The organism is Enterococcus thailandicus, assembly GCF_001886265.1.
Classification (GTDB): Bacteria; Bacillota; Bacilli; order Lactobacillales; family Enterococcaceae; genus Enterococcus_B; species Enterococcus_B thailandicus.
On sequence record NZ_JXLE01000004.1, the window covers coordinates 1 to 15,870 of the forward strand.

Annotated in this window: 12 protein-coding genes; 10 read left to right on the forward strand and 2 right to left on the reverse strand. The window is 33.2% G+C overall.

Translation table 11 applies throughout. The features are described 5' to 3' along the window. The coding region (locus RV17_RS13590; protein WP_211276011.1) for a hypothetical protein at nucleotides 1–207 on the forward strand (207 nt) is incomplete at its 5' end. Here RV17_RS13590 and RV17_RS03520 read toward each other — a convergent pair. Both RV17_RS03520 and RV17_RS03525 read right to left on the reverse strand, forming a co-directional pair. Continuing rightward, nucleotides 194–433 carry a hypothetical protein gene (locus RV17_RS03520; protein WP_071868538.1) on the reverse strand — a complete coding sequence of 80 codons (240 nt, stop codon included), beginning with the start codon at nucleotides 431–433 and terminating at the stop codon, nucleotides 194–196. The two genes, RV17_RS13590 and RV17_RS03520, sit on opposite strands and share 14 nt — an antisense overlap. A 335-nt stretch (nucleotides 434–768) precedes the next feature. Beyond that, entirely contained in the window at nucleotides 769–2,025 is a 1,257-nt protein-coding gene (locus RV17_RS03525) for a DNA cytosine methyltransferase (RefSeq protein WP_071868539.1), read from the reverse strand. A gap of 138 nt (nucleotides 2,026–2,163) precedes the next feature. Between RV17_RS03525 and RV17_RS03530 the strand changes: the two genes are divergently transcribed. The 9 genes from RV17_RS03530 (at nucleotide 2,164) to RV17_RS03570 (ending at nucleotide 15,785) form a co-directional block, all read left to right on the forward strand. Beyond that, the gene (locus tag RV17_RS03530) at nucleotides 2,164–4,590 is read left to right on the forward strand and encodes a DISARM anti-phage system protein DrmE domain-containing protein (protein WP_071868540.1); all 2,427 of its coding nucleotides are present in this window, start codon (nucleotides 2,164–2,166) and stop codon (nucleotides 4,588–4,590) included. Beyond that, on the forward strand, nucleotides 4,590–8,069 hold the full coding sequence (locus RV17_RS03535; protein WP_071868541.1) for a helicase-related protein: 3,480 nt from the start codon (nucleotides 4,590–4,592) through the stop codon (nucleotides 8,067–8,069). The genes RV17_RS03530 and RV17_RS03535 overlap by 1 nt, the downstream gene beginning before the upstream one ends. Before the next feature lie 11 nt (nucleotides 8,070–8,080). Further along, nucleotides 8,081–9,991 (forward strand): DUF1998 domain-containing protein, encoded by a 1,911-nt coding sequence (gene drmB, locus RV17_RS03540; RefSeq protein ID WP_169819317.1) that lies wholly within the window; start codon nucleotides 8,081–8,083, stop codon nucleotides 9,989–9,991. Beyond that, the gene (locus RV17_RS03545; RefSeq protein WP_071868543.1) at nucleotides 9,966–10,952 is read left to right on the forward strand and encodes a protein NO VEIN domain-containing protein; all 987 of its coding nucleotides are present in this window, start codon (nucleotides 9,966–9,968) and stop codon (nucleotides 10,950–10,952) included. The genes drmB and RV17_RS03545 overlap by 26 nt, the downstream gene beginning before the upstream one ends. Nucleotides 10,953–11,499: 547 nt before the next feature. After that, complete coding sequence (locus RV17_RS03550; RefSeq protein WP_071868544.1) at nucleotides 11,500–12,237, forward strand: GntR family transcriptional regulator; 738 nt, start codon at nucleotides 11,500–11,502, stop codon at nucleotides 12,235–12,237. Between the two features lie 194 nt (nucleotides 12,238–12,431). After that, nucleotides 12,432–13,619 carry a glycoside hydrolase family 88 protein gene (locus RV17_RS03555; protein ID WP_071868545.1) on the forward strand — a complete coding sequence of 396 codons (1,188 nt, stop codon included), beginning with the start codon at nucleotides 12,432–12,434 and terminating at the stop codon, nucleotides 13,617–13,619. Between the two features lie 22 nt (nucleotides 13,620–13,641). Continuing rightward, nucleotides 13,642–14,145, forward strand: coding sequence for a PTS sugar transporter subunit IIB (locus RV17_RS03560; RefSeq protein WP_067483287.1), 504 nt, complete (start codon nucleotides 13,642–13,644; stop codon nucleotides 14,143–14,145). A gap of 19 nt (nucleotides 14,146–14,164) precedes the next feature. Beyond that, nucleotides 14,165–14,980 carry a PTS mannose/fructose/sorbose/N-acetylgalactosamine transporter subunit IIC gene (locus RV17_RS03565; protein WP_067483285.1) on the forward strand — a complete coding sequence of 272 codons (816 nt, stop codon included), beginning with the start codon at nucleotides 14,165–14,167 and terminating at the stop codon, nucleotides 14,978–14,980. Continuing rightward, a complete protein-coding gene (locus RV17_RS03570) occupies nucleotides 14,970–15,785 on the forward strand; it encodes a PTS system mannose/fructose/sorbose family transporter subunit IID (protein ID WP_071868546.1) in 816 nt (271 codons plus the stop codon). The genes RV17_RS03565 and RV17_RS03570 overlap by 11 nt, the downstream gene beginning before the upstream one ends. Nucleotides 15,786–15,870: the final 85 nt, after the last annotated feature.

A 15,870-nucleotide genomic window follows, 5' to 3' on the forward strand; every position in this document is an offset into this window, starting at 1 on the left:
TCAACTGTTGCACTTAAAGTGTATATTCAAGGTGTAAAAAAAGAGGACAGCTATAAAAGCCATCCTCTATCTCGCTCGGTATATGATACCGAACGTTCCAATTATATATACTGTAAATTAGCAGTACAGTCTTTTGCAACTTCTTTTAGCAAGCACACTGATTCTGCTGCTGATAATCCATTTGATCGTTTTCTTACGCGGCCTTGATTGTGATAGCTCGACTTAGTAACATACGCACTGCGGCAAAACGATAATCCCATAATTTGAGAGGTACATCGTTTAAGTTCGGGTCTTTTGATTTACACGCAGTTTCTGGTACTAATACTTCAAGGTCATCAAATGCGATTGCATCTGCAAAGGATAAGTAAAAATGCTCGTGTGTGATTTTGTTTTGTAAATATAATCTGCGTTGTTGATCATAGTCGAATACCATTTATATCACGCTCCCGGTAATTTATCATTCGATTTATCGGGGCGCAGCCCGTGGTCTAATATCTTGGGATTGGCTTAAAAGGGTGGCTAAAATTTGGCTAAAATCGACCTTCAATTCTATGCAAAACAGTGCAAACTTTCGACATTTGGTTTTAAGGAAACAGCGTAGAATCGCTGTTGTTTCAACATATTGCAAACTTAAACACAAAAAAGCCAAGCTCTCGATAAGATTGGCTTTAAAAGTAAGTGAAATGTTCGATTTGATTATACTCTGCGAATTAACATCTTTTATAAGAATCAATCGAATTGTTTACAGAATGAATAGTCTTTGAATATTCACCCTGTAATTGCATACAAATTTTCTAAAATATTTTGGCTAATAATTTTTGAAAAATGTGGTGGTACTGCATTTCCTATTTGTTTAAAAGCAGAAGTTCGAGAGCTTTCAAAATAAAAATCATCGGGAAATGTCTGAATTCTTGCAGCTTCTCGGACTGTGATTGAACGATTTTGAGATACATCAGGATGAATATAGTAATGACCATCTTTTGCTATATGAGCAACAACTGTATGACTATATCCGTTACCATTTATTGCTTTAAATCTATCCAAGAAAATATTTGATTTTTTATGTGTGATTAATTCAATTGGAAGATCGTAATACTTAACGTTTCGATTCTTCTTCTTTTCTTTTGCTACGATCCTATAAATTTTTAAATCGTTTTCGTTATTAGGACGACAGATATTTTGAGTCAAAGGAATCTTGCTATTTCTTAGATTTATTGAAACATATTCTGAAGGAGGAACTTTCGAATATGCATTTTTAGTTTCTCCGGATTTTAATATAGGCAAATCTTGAAATAACTCTTTGATTATTGGTGGTTTTTCCTGAAATTGATCAAGGCTTCTGAAAAAATCAAAATCTGTCATTGAAGTTTTATATCCAAAAATGATTAATCTTTCTCTAACTTGTGGAACGCCGAAATCAGCACAGTTAATTAATTTTATTTGAATATGGTAATGACCTGTAGAAATTACATTGGTAAAATCGTACTTTATTTTTTCCAGAAGACTATTTCCGTCTAAGTCCTTAAACGATAATAGGCCTTTTACGTTTTCAAACACGAAAAAATCAGGGTTATATTTTTCCAAGAACCTCAGATAATATTTATATAAGTAGATTCGCTCATCAGATTCTTTGATTTTTTTATTTCTTGCCCGACCAATCGTTGAATAAGCTTGGCATGGTGGTCCCCCGATGATACCGTGAACCATATTTGAATTTGGTTGAGAATCAATTTGCCTGAAAATTTCTGGTAAATTATCTTCTGATATTGCTAGATTAATTACTTTTCCGACAATTTTTTTAGGGATTTCAGACAAAAAATCATCATACGAAATTTTCTTATTGATGTAATCGTTGTATCTATTTAAATTTCCATTTTCTTTTAGATAATAGTAAGCGTCTCTAACCTTTAATGTTTTACTTGCAGCCTCATCCATTTCAACATGGGCAAGTAAATTAAAATCATCTTTTCTAAATCCTTCGGTTAATCCTCCCGCGCCAGAAAACAGGTCTATGATGTTTAGCATGATTTCACCTCAGCGCAATTATACCAGGTTTAAAAGTAACCTACTAGTGGGAAAGCAAAAGTTAACAAAAATAGTTGTAAATAGCCACATGAACTGAGGTATAATTTTTATGATAGATTCATTAAGGGGGAAAACTACATGAATGCTGTAATGAAACTTTTACTATTAACTAGCCCATTTGGCTACATTTCTAAAAATAAAAAAAATGTTTTGAATAATTTTCTTAAATATGAAAAGTTTGAAGGCTCATATGCATATCAGTATTTAAACTCTAGCTACTATAAAGAACTTGTTTTGCTAATTTGTTTGGTAACTAGTTATAAGAATCTCTCAGACGGTCAAAAGATTAATATAGACGATTTGGGTGATGAGACTAAACTTCTATTTGAAAAGACCTATTATAGTTTCAAGGGACAGGACAATAGAAGTGGCGGATATATATTGGAGCCGATATATAAAAAGAAAGATTCTTATACGCGGATTTTAAAAAAAGATGTAATTGAAAGTAAAGCTAGCATTGTAACCAATACAAAAAGTACAAAAGTAAAAAGTACAAAAGAGGATTTTGGAAAGCAAATGGGGCTTTCTTCTATAAGTTGGACAAATGATGAAAACGTGATAGTAATTCTTGAAAAGAAGCTATTAGATGAAATAGTAAATGTAAAATTTAATATTAATAATAGATATTCATATTTGGGTGAATTTTGTACTGCGGAGTATTTAAAAGAATCATTGATTTTTGAACGAATACCACATTCTAATAGTACAGAAAAACCTATGGTAATTTTTTCATCAAGTATAGGAGCTGTCATAGAGTATTTAGATGAAAACGATGGAGATATATCAGAAAAACGAGTATATGTTATCGGAGACAAATGGTTTTCAAATGGACAATTTTCAAATTTGTTTACACTTGAGGATGCGTGTGATGATTTTGGAATTCCAATGACAGTATTTTCTAGTATACCATCAGTCATGGATGAATCAAAACTTAAATTTTTGAAGAAAATGGATAGAGAATTTTGCTGGCTTGAATCGAAAGAATTTAGCAAAATGGAGATTTCATTTGAATTTGTGTCTAGTAATGAAGAGTTTGATAATGCGATAGCAAAACTCAATGAGTATATAGGAGATATTCGTGAAATACCTAGATTAAAATATCTGGATAAACTATTAAAACGATTCTTGAAGATGAATTACAGTCAAATAATTGGGTGTTCCCGTACCCTTGAGCAACAAATGATAATTGTATCAGAATATATGGAAAAGCTAAATTTGGAAGAGACCGAAAAAATTTCTGGTATTTTATATGATATCTATTGTAATAGATTTGGTTTTCAAAACAAGAAAATTATCGAATCTATAAGAAGTAAAGATAAGTGTGCACTTGTAGTCATGGATGAAATGGTTGAAGAAACAAAAAAAATTTACATGAATGATGATACGATAACAGTTTTACCATACAGTGAAAAGATATATGAAGACCTATATGGAACATTTGATAGTGTCATCTTGCTTTCCCCATATGCAAGGGATAGGAAAAAATGGTTATCGAGCTATCTAACAAATAAACTTTTTGTTGTTTTTCCGGATTTGCAAGAGAAGTACCTCATGCACTCCTTAAAAAGAGATAAAAGAATAATTCAACATTTATATACTTTAGATAATAGCTATTCTGATCGAGATTCTGCATATTTAAAAGCAATTAATAAATATTTTGAAAAAACAATGAGAGAAAAACAAGTAAATAATAACTGTGATGACAAGGTACTATATGATGAACTGGATAAAGAAGAAGATCCACAAAAAGAATATTTAAGTTTGATAAATAATTTAATCATCACTACTTCTGGAATTGAGACTGAAAGTGAAAAACAACTTGTCAATGTTGTTCGTGGGATAGATTTAGAGTCAGGAAAAAATATTTTTGGAACCGAGTTTGGAAAATTTTTTATTTTACAAGAAAATTTTTGTAGAAAAACGGATGTGAATAATATTCAAATTGGACAAAACATTGTTGAATTTGAGGTTCCTTATTCCGATACTCTTTATAGAGAACAATTGAAAAAGTATAACTTCATAAATGGGATTTTTATTGATAGTACACTTGATGAAAATTTAAGGCTTGATTATTTTTGGAAAATGATTTTGCTTGAATACATTAAAGAAAGAGAAATGACTCCAACTCAATTCAAAGAAAGAATGGATGAACTAGGTGCGATAGATAAGTCAATAACTTTTTATGGATCATGGTCCTCAATTGACAAAATGCCAATCCTACCTAGAGATTCTAGTTTTATTTATTATATTGGATTACTTACGAAAAACTCTGAATTAACAAATGAACCTGATAAGTATTATAGTGCAAGCACAATAGTAAAGAAAAATTTGAATTATGAAAGAGATAGACTTATGGACTCAATTGACGGTAGGAAACTAAATGAAATAATAAAAGATAGCTCAATAAAATCTTATTCGGTGGATAAAGTAATTTTAGTTGAAGATATAGATATAGAAGACGTACCGAGATACCTGACTAATAAGTTTTTGGGAGGAAAAAGTTAATGGTAAAAATTACGGATAAGAAACAACAAAATAGTATAAGAGAAAATTATTCTAATGCTATTTCGCAATTATTATTAGGACCGGGGTCAGAAAGAATTAATCAGGATATTGAGCACGAGATAATTTCTGAAAAACCTCAAACGAGATACGTTACAGGTATTTTATATCCTTTTAAGGAGTTAAAAGAAGTTTCGACAGAAGATATTGAAACAACTCTTGAAGCTCAAGAGTTTTTGAATAAAGAAGAAGAATCAGCCGAGATTGATAATAGTTTTCTTCCATCTTCCTTAGGTATCACATTCTATTGTAAAAGTAGCAAAAAGGATATAGATATCGAAATTCACAGCTCTTATTACAAAAAAATAAAGAATCCATTTATTCAAACGAAAAAAGAGGTGCTTGAAGAGCTACAAGAAAAAATTGCTTTATCAGAAGTTATGAATATTGAAAAGCTTTTCAAATTTGATCTGGAAAATTCAAAAATTAAATATGAAGATAGCTTCGAAGATAGAGATGGAACCATATCTGATTTTCTAAATGAACTAAAACCAGATGATAAAGCTAAAGATTCGGAGATGCTATTTTTACTAAAAAAGATTAAAAACATAAATTATAAAAACAAGAGCTGTTTTGAACGTGTTCCAGTTTTCTTTGAAGTGAAATTGGACTCTTCAAAGGAAGGTATTTCTTCTCAAAAATTATTAGTTGAAGAAGAAAAAACGTTTCAAGTATTTTCGAAAGTACAAAAAATCAACGTGGCAAAAGAGGAAACGGTGACGGCAATAACTATAGTTTTAAAAAATATTTCAGAGAATCATCTTTTTCAAACAGAAATCTCTATAAAAGCTCAAAAAAGTGTTGAGTTTAAAGCTTCTGAAGACGTAAAACTTCCAGATCTATCTAAGTTAAATTCAGAAGACGCTATGAACTTTTTTTTATATAGAGATAAAAGGACATATGCCTTTGGAAGAGGTGTATCCGCAGTTTGGAAAGAAGAGCATAGAAAAGTATCCGAAATAAAAACATCATATATTCCGAGCTATGAATTACGCCCAATGTCTTTTGATATTGATGGTATTTCGCCAGATGTTTTGAGTGCGGAAAGTTATATAGGGAGTGATTATAAGGCACAATTAGAAAAACTAAATCAGTTTGTTGAGCAATATGATAAATGGATTGATTCAATTATGAAAGAGTCTAAAACATTAATTCCTGAATATGTAGAGCTTTCAAAGGAAAACATTGAAAAGTGTAAAAATTGTAGTCATCGCATGAAGAAAACAATAAACTTCCTTTCTAAAGATAAAGATGCTTTTGCGGCTTTCAATAAAGCTAATGAGGCAATGCTTTTACAAAGATTAAAGAACTCAATTGAAAAAGAAGAGGCATATAATTCAAAAAACTATCAAATTGCAAACTTTAAATGGAGACCATTTCAATTGGCGTTCGTATTAAACTCATTAGAGTCTATATTGAATGAAGAAAGTTCTGATCGTGAGCTACTGGATTTAATTTGGGTTAGTACAGGTGGTGGTAAAACGGAAGCATACCTTTTTGCAATCGCAGCCGTTGTAATTTATAGAAGATTGAAATATCAAAATTACTCAGGCGTGACGGTAATCATGAGATATACTTTACGACTTTTAACTGCTCAACAATTTGATAGGGCTTCTCAATTAATTTGTGCGTTAGAGTTTATTAGAAGAAAAGAAGGTAATCTAGGGGAATCAGAAATTAGCATTGGACTTTGGATAGGAGAGGGAACTCAAAATAAATTAAAAGATGCTAGGGCAGATTTTAAAGATATGGTTGAACAAAAAAATCTTGCATATGCGAAGAAAAAAAATACATTTCAGGTTTTGGAATGTCCTTGGTGTCATGAACAACATAGTATTATTCCTGATGATAAAAACTTTCAAAGCAAAAGAAGATGGGGATACTATGAAATTGAAAAGAAAAATGATTTCAATATGAAATGTCTGAACAAGAAATGTGAGTTTTCTAAGGGATTACCGATTTATGTAGTAGATGAATTAATCTACAAGAAGAGACCTACATTACTTTTTGGTACTGTTGATAAGTTCGCCCAAGTTCCTTTAAAGGAAGAAACAGCAAGCTTATTTGGTTCGGACGATCCAGAAAAATATCGACGCCCTGAATTAATTATTCAAGACGAGTTGCATTTGATTTCTGGACCGCTCGGAAGCATCGTTGGGCTGTATGAAGCTGGATTTGATTATATTTTAAAAAATGCAAATGGAAGTATTGCTCCAAAATATATAGCTTCAACTGCAACAATCAGAAATGCTGATGATCAGGTAAAAGGGATTTTTGACAGGAAAGTCTCCCAATTTCCACCTAGCGGAATAAATATAACAGATAACTTCTTTGTAAAAGAAGATACACATGCGTATGGAAGAAAATACCTTGGAATTATGCCGACAGGGAAATCACAAGTAACAGCAGAAATACGGCTACTGTCTTCAATGTTACAAACAATAAGAGAATTAGGCCTAAGTATTGATGAAGAAGAATTGTATTGGACAGTTGCTGGGTACTTTAACAGTATTCGAGAACTTGGAAAAGCTTCAGGATTGATTAAGGATGATGTAAAAGAACATATCAATCAATTATACAGGCGAAATAATACTAATAAACGTTTCATGAATGACGATACAAGCGTGGAGTTGACTTCGCGTATACCCGGTATAGAAATCCCTACAATTCTAAAGAAATTAGACATTCCACACAATAGAATTACAGAGGAATGTAAAGGAGCGGAAAGATACCAAAAAACTGTGGATACGTTAATTGCAACAAATATGTTATCTGTGGGTGTTGATATTGATCGTTTAAATGCCATGTTTGTAGTAGGGCAGCCGAAACTGACTTCAGAATATATTCAAGCGACCAGTCGAGTAGGAAGACAATCTTTAGGCTTAGTATGCACGTTGTATAATTCTTCTCGAAGTCGAGATAGATCTCATTATGAAACATTTCAATCGTATCATGAAAGTTTATATAAATTTGTCGAATCAAGTAGTGTGACTCCCTTTTCAGTACCTGCTCTGGAAAAAGCCGCTGCGGGAGTCATTGTTGCAATGCTTAGGAATACGATTGATTCATTAGCTGGCGATAATTCTGCAAAAAACATTTTAGAATTTGAAGATGCACTTGAAAAAGTGAATGATTATCTTATGGAACGTGTTAAAGCTAGCGAAGACAGACGCAAGTTATATAGAGAAGATGCAAGCAGAATAATTAATAATTTTGGTGATAAATGGTGCGATATTGCTGAAGAAGTAGAAGATACTGCGGAACTATTCAAATATTACTTATATAAAAGTAAAGCAGAAGAATTCCAAGGAAAATTGTTGCTTAGATCATTTGAAGATAAAAGTACACATTGGGAAGCTACTAAAGTAATGGGTACAATGAGGAATGTAGAAGATACAGCCTATCTGAGAATAATAGATTAGGAGATGTTATGGTGTATAAACAGAAAGACAAACCGGAATTTAACGTTAGAAGATCTCAACTTTTAACGCCATTTGGTATAGGGGCTTTAATGGATATAAATAATCAATCTGTCATGATTGCAGATTCGGAGTATTGGAATACTAGCAGATGTGAGAAAGTCCATGATATTAGATTAGAAAAAGCTATGGATGCTGAAGGTTTCATTGAGCCGCCATTTAAGGAGGAAGATGATATTGTAGGAAAAAGATTCCCACAGTGGTATTTTTCTCCAGAAGACAGGAGTTTGAGGAAAATTGATTCATGGCGTCAGTTGGTAGAGGCAAAGGGGATACCAAGTTCAGTCAAAGCTTTTAATCAGAAACCAATTGATGCTCGTAAAAGGAAAACCGAGCTTGTTCCTGTCCGGATTATATGCGCATGTTGCAATGGGCATGCACAAGATTTTCCTTGGTTAGAATGGGTTCATGAGGGGATGTCCTATGATAGTTATAAAGATCATGAAATTACTTTGGGAAGTACAGCACAATCAGGTTCTATTTCAGATTTAATAGTATCTTGTAAAAGATGCAATAAGAGCCGAAATTTAGCTGGAGTTTTTGATGAAAAGAGATTTCCACATCAACTAGAGAAATTAGGAATTGGTTGTAAGGGTGAATACATTTGGAAAAAAGAAGAGAATAGAATTAAATGTGATGAAGAGGTTCACGTACTTCTTAGAAATGCAAACAATTTCTTTTTCCCTAATATCTCAAGTTCAGTGAATATACCGTTCAAAGAAAATAAATTAATTGAATTAACCCAGAGTGACGAGTATTATAACGCTTTGGAATCAGAGCTAAGAGGAGTCACACGAGAAAAAGGAATTGAAAAACTTGAGAAAGATGAATTAGTAAATAAAATGATTACACGATTAGCGGAAAAAATTGAATATAGTTTTGATGAAGTTAAAAAAATAATTTCCGTTAAGTTTTTTAATGAGATAAGTGATGATTATCCAGATACTGTAATGGATTATAGGAGAGCTGAGTTTGAAGTTCTTTCTGGAAAAGAAAAATATGATGAGGATTCAGAGAGGTTCAAAATGAAACTTTTCAATTCAGAGGAAATTTCTGGTCACATTTACAGTGAATTATTGAACGGGATAACTTTGGTACATCAACTCGAGGTAGTTAGTGCTCTTCGAAGCTACAGCAGGATACAGACTACTGATTCTGAATTAATGAAAGAACAGGTTTTAGAAGGTGAGGAGTCTTCTGGAGGGGCGCAGGAAGTATCACTTCGTAGAAAAGACAATTATTATGTTGGCATGCGCTCATTAGGAGAAGGTATATTCTTTTCCTTGAATAGTGAAGAAATAAGAAAATGGAGAGATAAAATTAAAGACTCAGTAATTTCGAATAAAATTTATAAGAAAATGAGTAATGTAAGATTCCCCGATGAAGAAGGTTACATTCGTCCGGATTACTACCTTATTCATACACTATCTCACCTTTTTATTAAAGAATTAAGTATGTGTAGTGGTTATTCTTCATCCTCTTTAAAGGAAAGAATATATTATTCAGATGAACTTGGAAAAGAAATGTACGGGATATTGATTTATACATCAAGTTCAGATTCGGAAGGAACATTGGGAGGGCTTGTTAAACAAGGCGTTCCAGAGAAATTTTTTGACCTATTAAATGCTGCATTAGAAAAAGCTAAATGGTGTAGCTTTGATCCGGTGTGTATTGAAAGTGAATCTCAAGGGAGAGATTCGTTAAACGGTGCAGCCTGTCATGCATGTTCACTTATTTCGGAAACTAGTTGTGAGAAAATGAATGTTTTCCTAGATAGAAGTGTACTAATTGGAAGTTTAGAAGAGCCAGAGTTGGGATTCTTTAGTGGGAGAAATATTAATGACGTTTCCAGATTTAACATTTAAGGATAGTAACAAAGAAAATAGAATAGTAAAAGAGGCTAACAAATTCACATTAGTTCAGCGCGCTCATGTTGTCTCAGGATATTTACTTGACGGAAAATCTCATAGAACATTGGAAACTGAAGTGTTGAACATAACCAAAAAAGGTTTCCATGCAATGAATATTTTGCATTATTACGGATTGACTGCTCCTCATAAAGGTTTTTATATAAACACTTCAATAAATACTGCGATTAGTGAATTAAGAATGTTCGGAGATATGAAACATTCTGTAGTTGCTGATTTATTAGAACGAGCAAATGATTCATTGATAGAAAGAGAAGTGCAAGAAGTATTAAATATTGAGGTAAATGATAAAATACCTAAGTGGTTGTTTGAACTAGGAAAGGAACATTCTAATGTTATTGATTATGATGAAATTGTTGAAGTAAAGCCAGGATTGAGAAATAAATCTCCTATCTCAGAATCAATAGCGGAAACTTCAACTAAAATAATTTCAGATGATGATCTTGAAATAAGTCGTTTAGATCAAAAGCATTATGGTGATATTGGTGAAGAACTTATCTTGAAGTACTATGCTAAAAAGATTATTGATAAGCTCGGAGATACAGAGGAAGCTCAGCAATTCATTGATGAAATGGAATATACCGGAAAGACACATGGACGGGGATACGATATTATAGCTTGGGATGTAGACTCGTTAAATACTGATAGTCCGTCAAAGGTTTATATCGAGGTGAAAAGTTCACTGTCTGAGAAACTAGATACTCCCTTTTATATCTCGCGAAACGAACTGATGACCGGGATGGAACTTGGTAAACAATTTAGAATCGGAAGAGTTTTTAATTTAGGGAAAAAAAAGCCGAAATATTTTGAAATAATTCCGTTTAAAAGAAGTCTTATAGGAAGAGACTTCAATGAAGAATTGAATAGAGTTATTCATTGCACAGTCCATAAATTATAGAATTAGTGGTTTTAAAGGATGAGTTAAAAATGGTTCCTTCTATACAAAAGAAATTATTTTTCGTAAATGTATATTGAGATTCATTTTTGAGATAAACATTTTTCAGCGCCCCATGTTTCTTATTTTGACCGAAAATTGACCCAAATCTGTTTGAAATTTTATGAAATCAAGTGAATTCAGATGCGATCTTAATGTTTATAAATTCTCTTTTTATCACTCCTATGAGACTCCATGAAACCTGCTTAGTCGCTGACCAAGCAAAAGACGCTTTAGCTAAATAATTCAGATTTTCGTTAAGATTTATTGATGAAATTCTAGTTAAATAACTAAGTTGAAAATCAATTTAGGCAGATACTGCTTAAATTGATTTTTTTTTGTATTTTTTTACCAATTAATGTGAATTGTTATTTTTACATAACCGTTAAGCTGTGTAAAAATTGTGGGAAAGTATCAGTCGATATGTTCTTACAGTCAAGCAATCTATTTACAGAAAACAAAAAATTATTTATTATGTAAATAAACGGTTAACAGGTTAAGGGAGAATAAAATGGCATCCAAGTACGAAACAATCAAACAGGATATTATCAAGAAAATTGAATCAGGAGAATTTAGTGCAGGTGAAAAAATTTACTCCGAAGGTGATTTAAAAAAAATCTATAGTGTCAGTAACACAACGGTTGTGAAAGCACTAAATGATTTGGTAAATGAGGGTTACTTGATTCGTCGCCAAGGAGAAGGAACCTTTGTTAGAAAAAATTTGAAACACAGAAAGGTCTTTTTTTCTGAACAGCTTTCTTTATCAAATGATGGTAAGAAAAAATCAGTTGAAAAAACAATCACCTTGAATTTTGGTCAAGTGAAGGACAAGTTTATCACACAACAATTAGGGGATAAAACGGGGCAAAGATCGTTAGTGAAAATAAGCCAAATTGCACTGACTAATGGTCGTCCATGGAAAATACAAAACCGTTATCTTTTCCGAGATAAATTAGCAAAAGATTCTTTGGAACGCTGGGTCAATGGCGCAAGCCTGTCAGAAGAACTTGGACTGGTTGGGCACATGTCGAATCTTCCGATGTCGATGGAAGTTCGAACAATTTTATTAAGAGAAGGAATGGAAGAACTTGAACCACTAAAACTGATTGAGAAACGTTTTGGTGAAGAGGAGAGCTATTCGTTATTTGATATTAGACGTTTGATTTCAGGAAAGGATGGCGTACCGATTGAGTACAGTCGAAGCTTTATTCATCCAGATTTTTATCAAATTGAAATTGTTGGGGAATAACTTTTTATTTTTAAAATAGTTAAATGACTCAAGCACTGAGAAGTTAACAATCTTCTTCAGTGCTTTTTTGTGTATCAAAAAATAAAATACGTAAACTATTTTTAGTTTCAAAAAAAGAAAGGGTTTACAAAAAATGAAAAATAAGCTAAGATATTTTTACACCGGTTAACACGTTAAGTGATGGAGGGATTTTTTTGAAAGAAAAAAAGAAAGAAAAGTTATTGTCTAGTGAGAGATACTTTGGTCAAGGGTTACTTTCGGAAGAAGTGATTGATCAAGCGATAGCTGATGCGGTGAAAAAAGTTAAAAAAAATATTTTTCAATTGAAGGACCAGTATCCTACACCAGCGACTAAAAATAATTCATATATGCCAATGGCTAATACGGAATGGACAAATGGTTTTTGGACAGGTATTCTCTGGCTTTGCTATGAGGTCACGCAAGATGAAGACTTTAAAAAAATTGCAGAAAAAAATGTTCAAAGTTTTATTCATCGAATGGATCAGGATATTGAAATTGATCATCATGATTTAGGTTTCCTGTATAGCCTATCTTGTGTGAGTGCCTACAAACTTGTAGGTGATGAGCAAGCAAAGCAAGTGTCTTTAAAGGCGGCAGAAAAATTATTGTCACGTTACCAAGAAAAAGGTCAATTTATTCAAGCTTGGGGAGAGCTAGGGAAACAAGATAATTATCGCTTGATTGTCGACTGCCTTTTAAATATTCCCTTACTTTTTTGGGCGACAGAAGTTACTGAAGATAAAAAGTATCGTGAAGTTGCAGTCAAACACTATCATACGACCATTGAACACGCGATTCGTGAAGATTCTTCTGCCTATCATACGTTCTTTTTTGATACGAAAGAAGGACTACCTTTGTATGGAAAAACACGTCAAGGCTATTCAGATTCGTCGAGTTGGGCACGTGGACAATCTTGGTTAATTTATGGAATTGCACTTTTTCGTTCATATTGTCCGAATGAACAGAATACTGAATTATTTGAAGCAGTCACAAATTATTTCTTAAATCGGCTACCAAAAGATTTCGTTAGTTATTGGGATTTGATTTTTACAGATGGATCCAATCAGCCTAGAGATACTTCTGCAACAGCCATTGCGATTTGTGGAATGAATTTGATGGATAGATTTTTACCCGAAGCAAATCAATCCAAATTAGTTTACAAGTATGCGCAACATTCAATGCTGAAAAGTTTAATAGAACATTACACAGATTCTAAAACGGAAGGGATTACAGCTTTAATGAATGAAGGTGTGTATTCATGGCATAGTGGCAAAGGAGTAAATGAAGGGAATATTTGGGGAGATTATTTTTACTTGGAGGCTTTAGTTCGATTCAAAAAAGATTGGAAAATGTATTGGTAAAGCAAGAATAGGAGGGGAAAATATGGATAAACCAAATGTAAAAATGGTACGAGTAGATGCGCGTTTAATCCATGGACAAGGGCAATTATGGATTAAAAGTTTAGGAGTTAATTTAGTTATTTGCGCGAATGATAAGGCAGCTGAAGATAACGTACAACAAATGTTAATGAAAACAGTCTTACCTCAAGATATCAATGTCCGCTTTTGGACCATTGCACGTACTGCTGAAGTGATCTGGAAAGCAGCGCCTCATCAAACGATTTTTGTAGTTGTCGAAAATCTCCATGATGCACTAAAACTTTGTGAGTTGGGTTTTCCAATGGAACAATTAAATATTGGCAATATTCATGCTGCTGAAGGAAAAGAAAAAATTTCTCAATTTATCTATTTGGGTGAAGAAGATAAAAACGACTTGAGAAAATTGAAGAATGAACACCATGTGACGTTTACTACCAAAACTTCGCCGATGTCTAATGATGGCTCTCAGCATTTAGATACATTAATGGAAAAAATTAAAAACAGTTAATTTAGAGAGGAAATAAAAAATGGAGATTACATTAGTACAAGGAATACTTATAGGATTAATTACTGCGTTTTGCTATTCTGGGCAATTATTGGGAATCTATACGAACCGAGCATTGGTCATGTCCTTTTTTGTTGGCGTTGTTTTAGGTGATATTCCGACTGCTTTGAAATTTGGGGCACTAGCTGAGCTAGCTTATATGGGATTTGGCGTAGGTGCGGGTGGAACAGTTCCGCCAAATCCAGTTGGTCCGGGAATTGTTGGAACGATTATGGCAATCACGTTGAAAGATCAAGGCGTAACCGCTGAGTCTGCGTTGGCATTGTCATTTCCATTTGCCGTTTTATTTCAATTAGTGACGACTGCATTATATACATTCTTTTCAGGAAGTGCTAAGTGGTCTAAAAATGCTATTGAAAGTGGACAATTTAAAAAATTCACGCTTATCGCTCACTCAACCTACATTGCTTTTGCTTTAGCAGGTTTTCTCATTGGGATACTTGCAGCATTAAGCCGACCTGGATTACAAGCATTTGTGGAAGCGCTACCTGAATGGCTGATTAATGGCTTCTCAGTAGCTGGCGGACTTATCCCAGCGATTGGTTTTGCAATGATTATGTCGGTTATGTTAGAAAAGAGTTTGATTCCGTATGTGTTGTTAGGCTATGTCTGTGTAGCGTATCTTGAGTTACCCACAATGGCAGTCGCGATGGTCGGTGCAGTTTTTGCACTGATTCAGTATTATGGGAAAGATAAGACACCTGTTGGGGAAAAAAGCTTAGTAGCGAATAATCAAACTTTGTTGGATGAAGAGGAGGACTTCAGTAATGGAATCTAAAAAACTTAAATTGACACAAAAAGATTATATGACGACTGCTCTTCGGTCATACTTTTTACAAAATGCGTTCAACTATACCTCTTATCAAGGTGTGAGTTATTTAAATACAATTATGCCTGCGTTAAAGAAAATCTATAAAGATGATCCAGAAAAGTTAAAAGAAACGGCCACTGCAAATTTAGAATTTTATAATACAAATCCTCAAATGGTGCCATTTATTACTAGTATGCAGTTAGCAATGTATGATAATGATCAAAGTATTTCAGATACGCGTAGTATTAAAATGGCGCTCATGGGCCCGATGTCAGGAATTGGAGATTCTATTGCTCAGTTTGGGATTGCGCCCTTATTCTCAACGTTATTTGCGGGCTTAGCCTTAGACGGCCTAGGTTTTGCTCCAATGGGCTTCTGGTTCTCAATGGTTGTGACAATGTTAGCAATTAAAATCCTCATGGGGTATCTGGGATTCAAATTAGGCACTAGTGTTATCGAAACATTAAGTGATCGAATTGGAAAAATCTCTGCTGCGGCAAATATTGTGGGGGTAACAGTAATTTCGGGTTTAGCTACATCTTTTGTAAAAGCTAATATTGCTATTCAGTATGCTAGTAAAGTGGAGTCAGGAGAAAAACAAGTAATTGCTATTCAAGACATCTTGGATAAAATTATGCCCAATATGTTAGCTGTTCTACTTACTATCCTTGTATTTTATCTGATTAAAAAGAAAAAATGGAACACGTATCAGCTATTAATACTGTTATTTGCAATTGGTATCTTGGCATCTGTATTTGGTATTTTGGCATAGATAAATTGAAGTTTCTTAAGGAAAAGGCGAGAAGTTTCCTTTTATTTTAGAAAATATTGTTTTTCTTTCGCCATAAGTTCTTCAA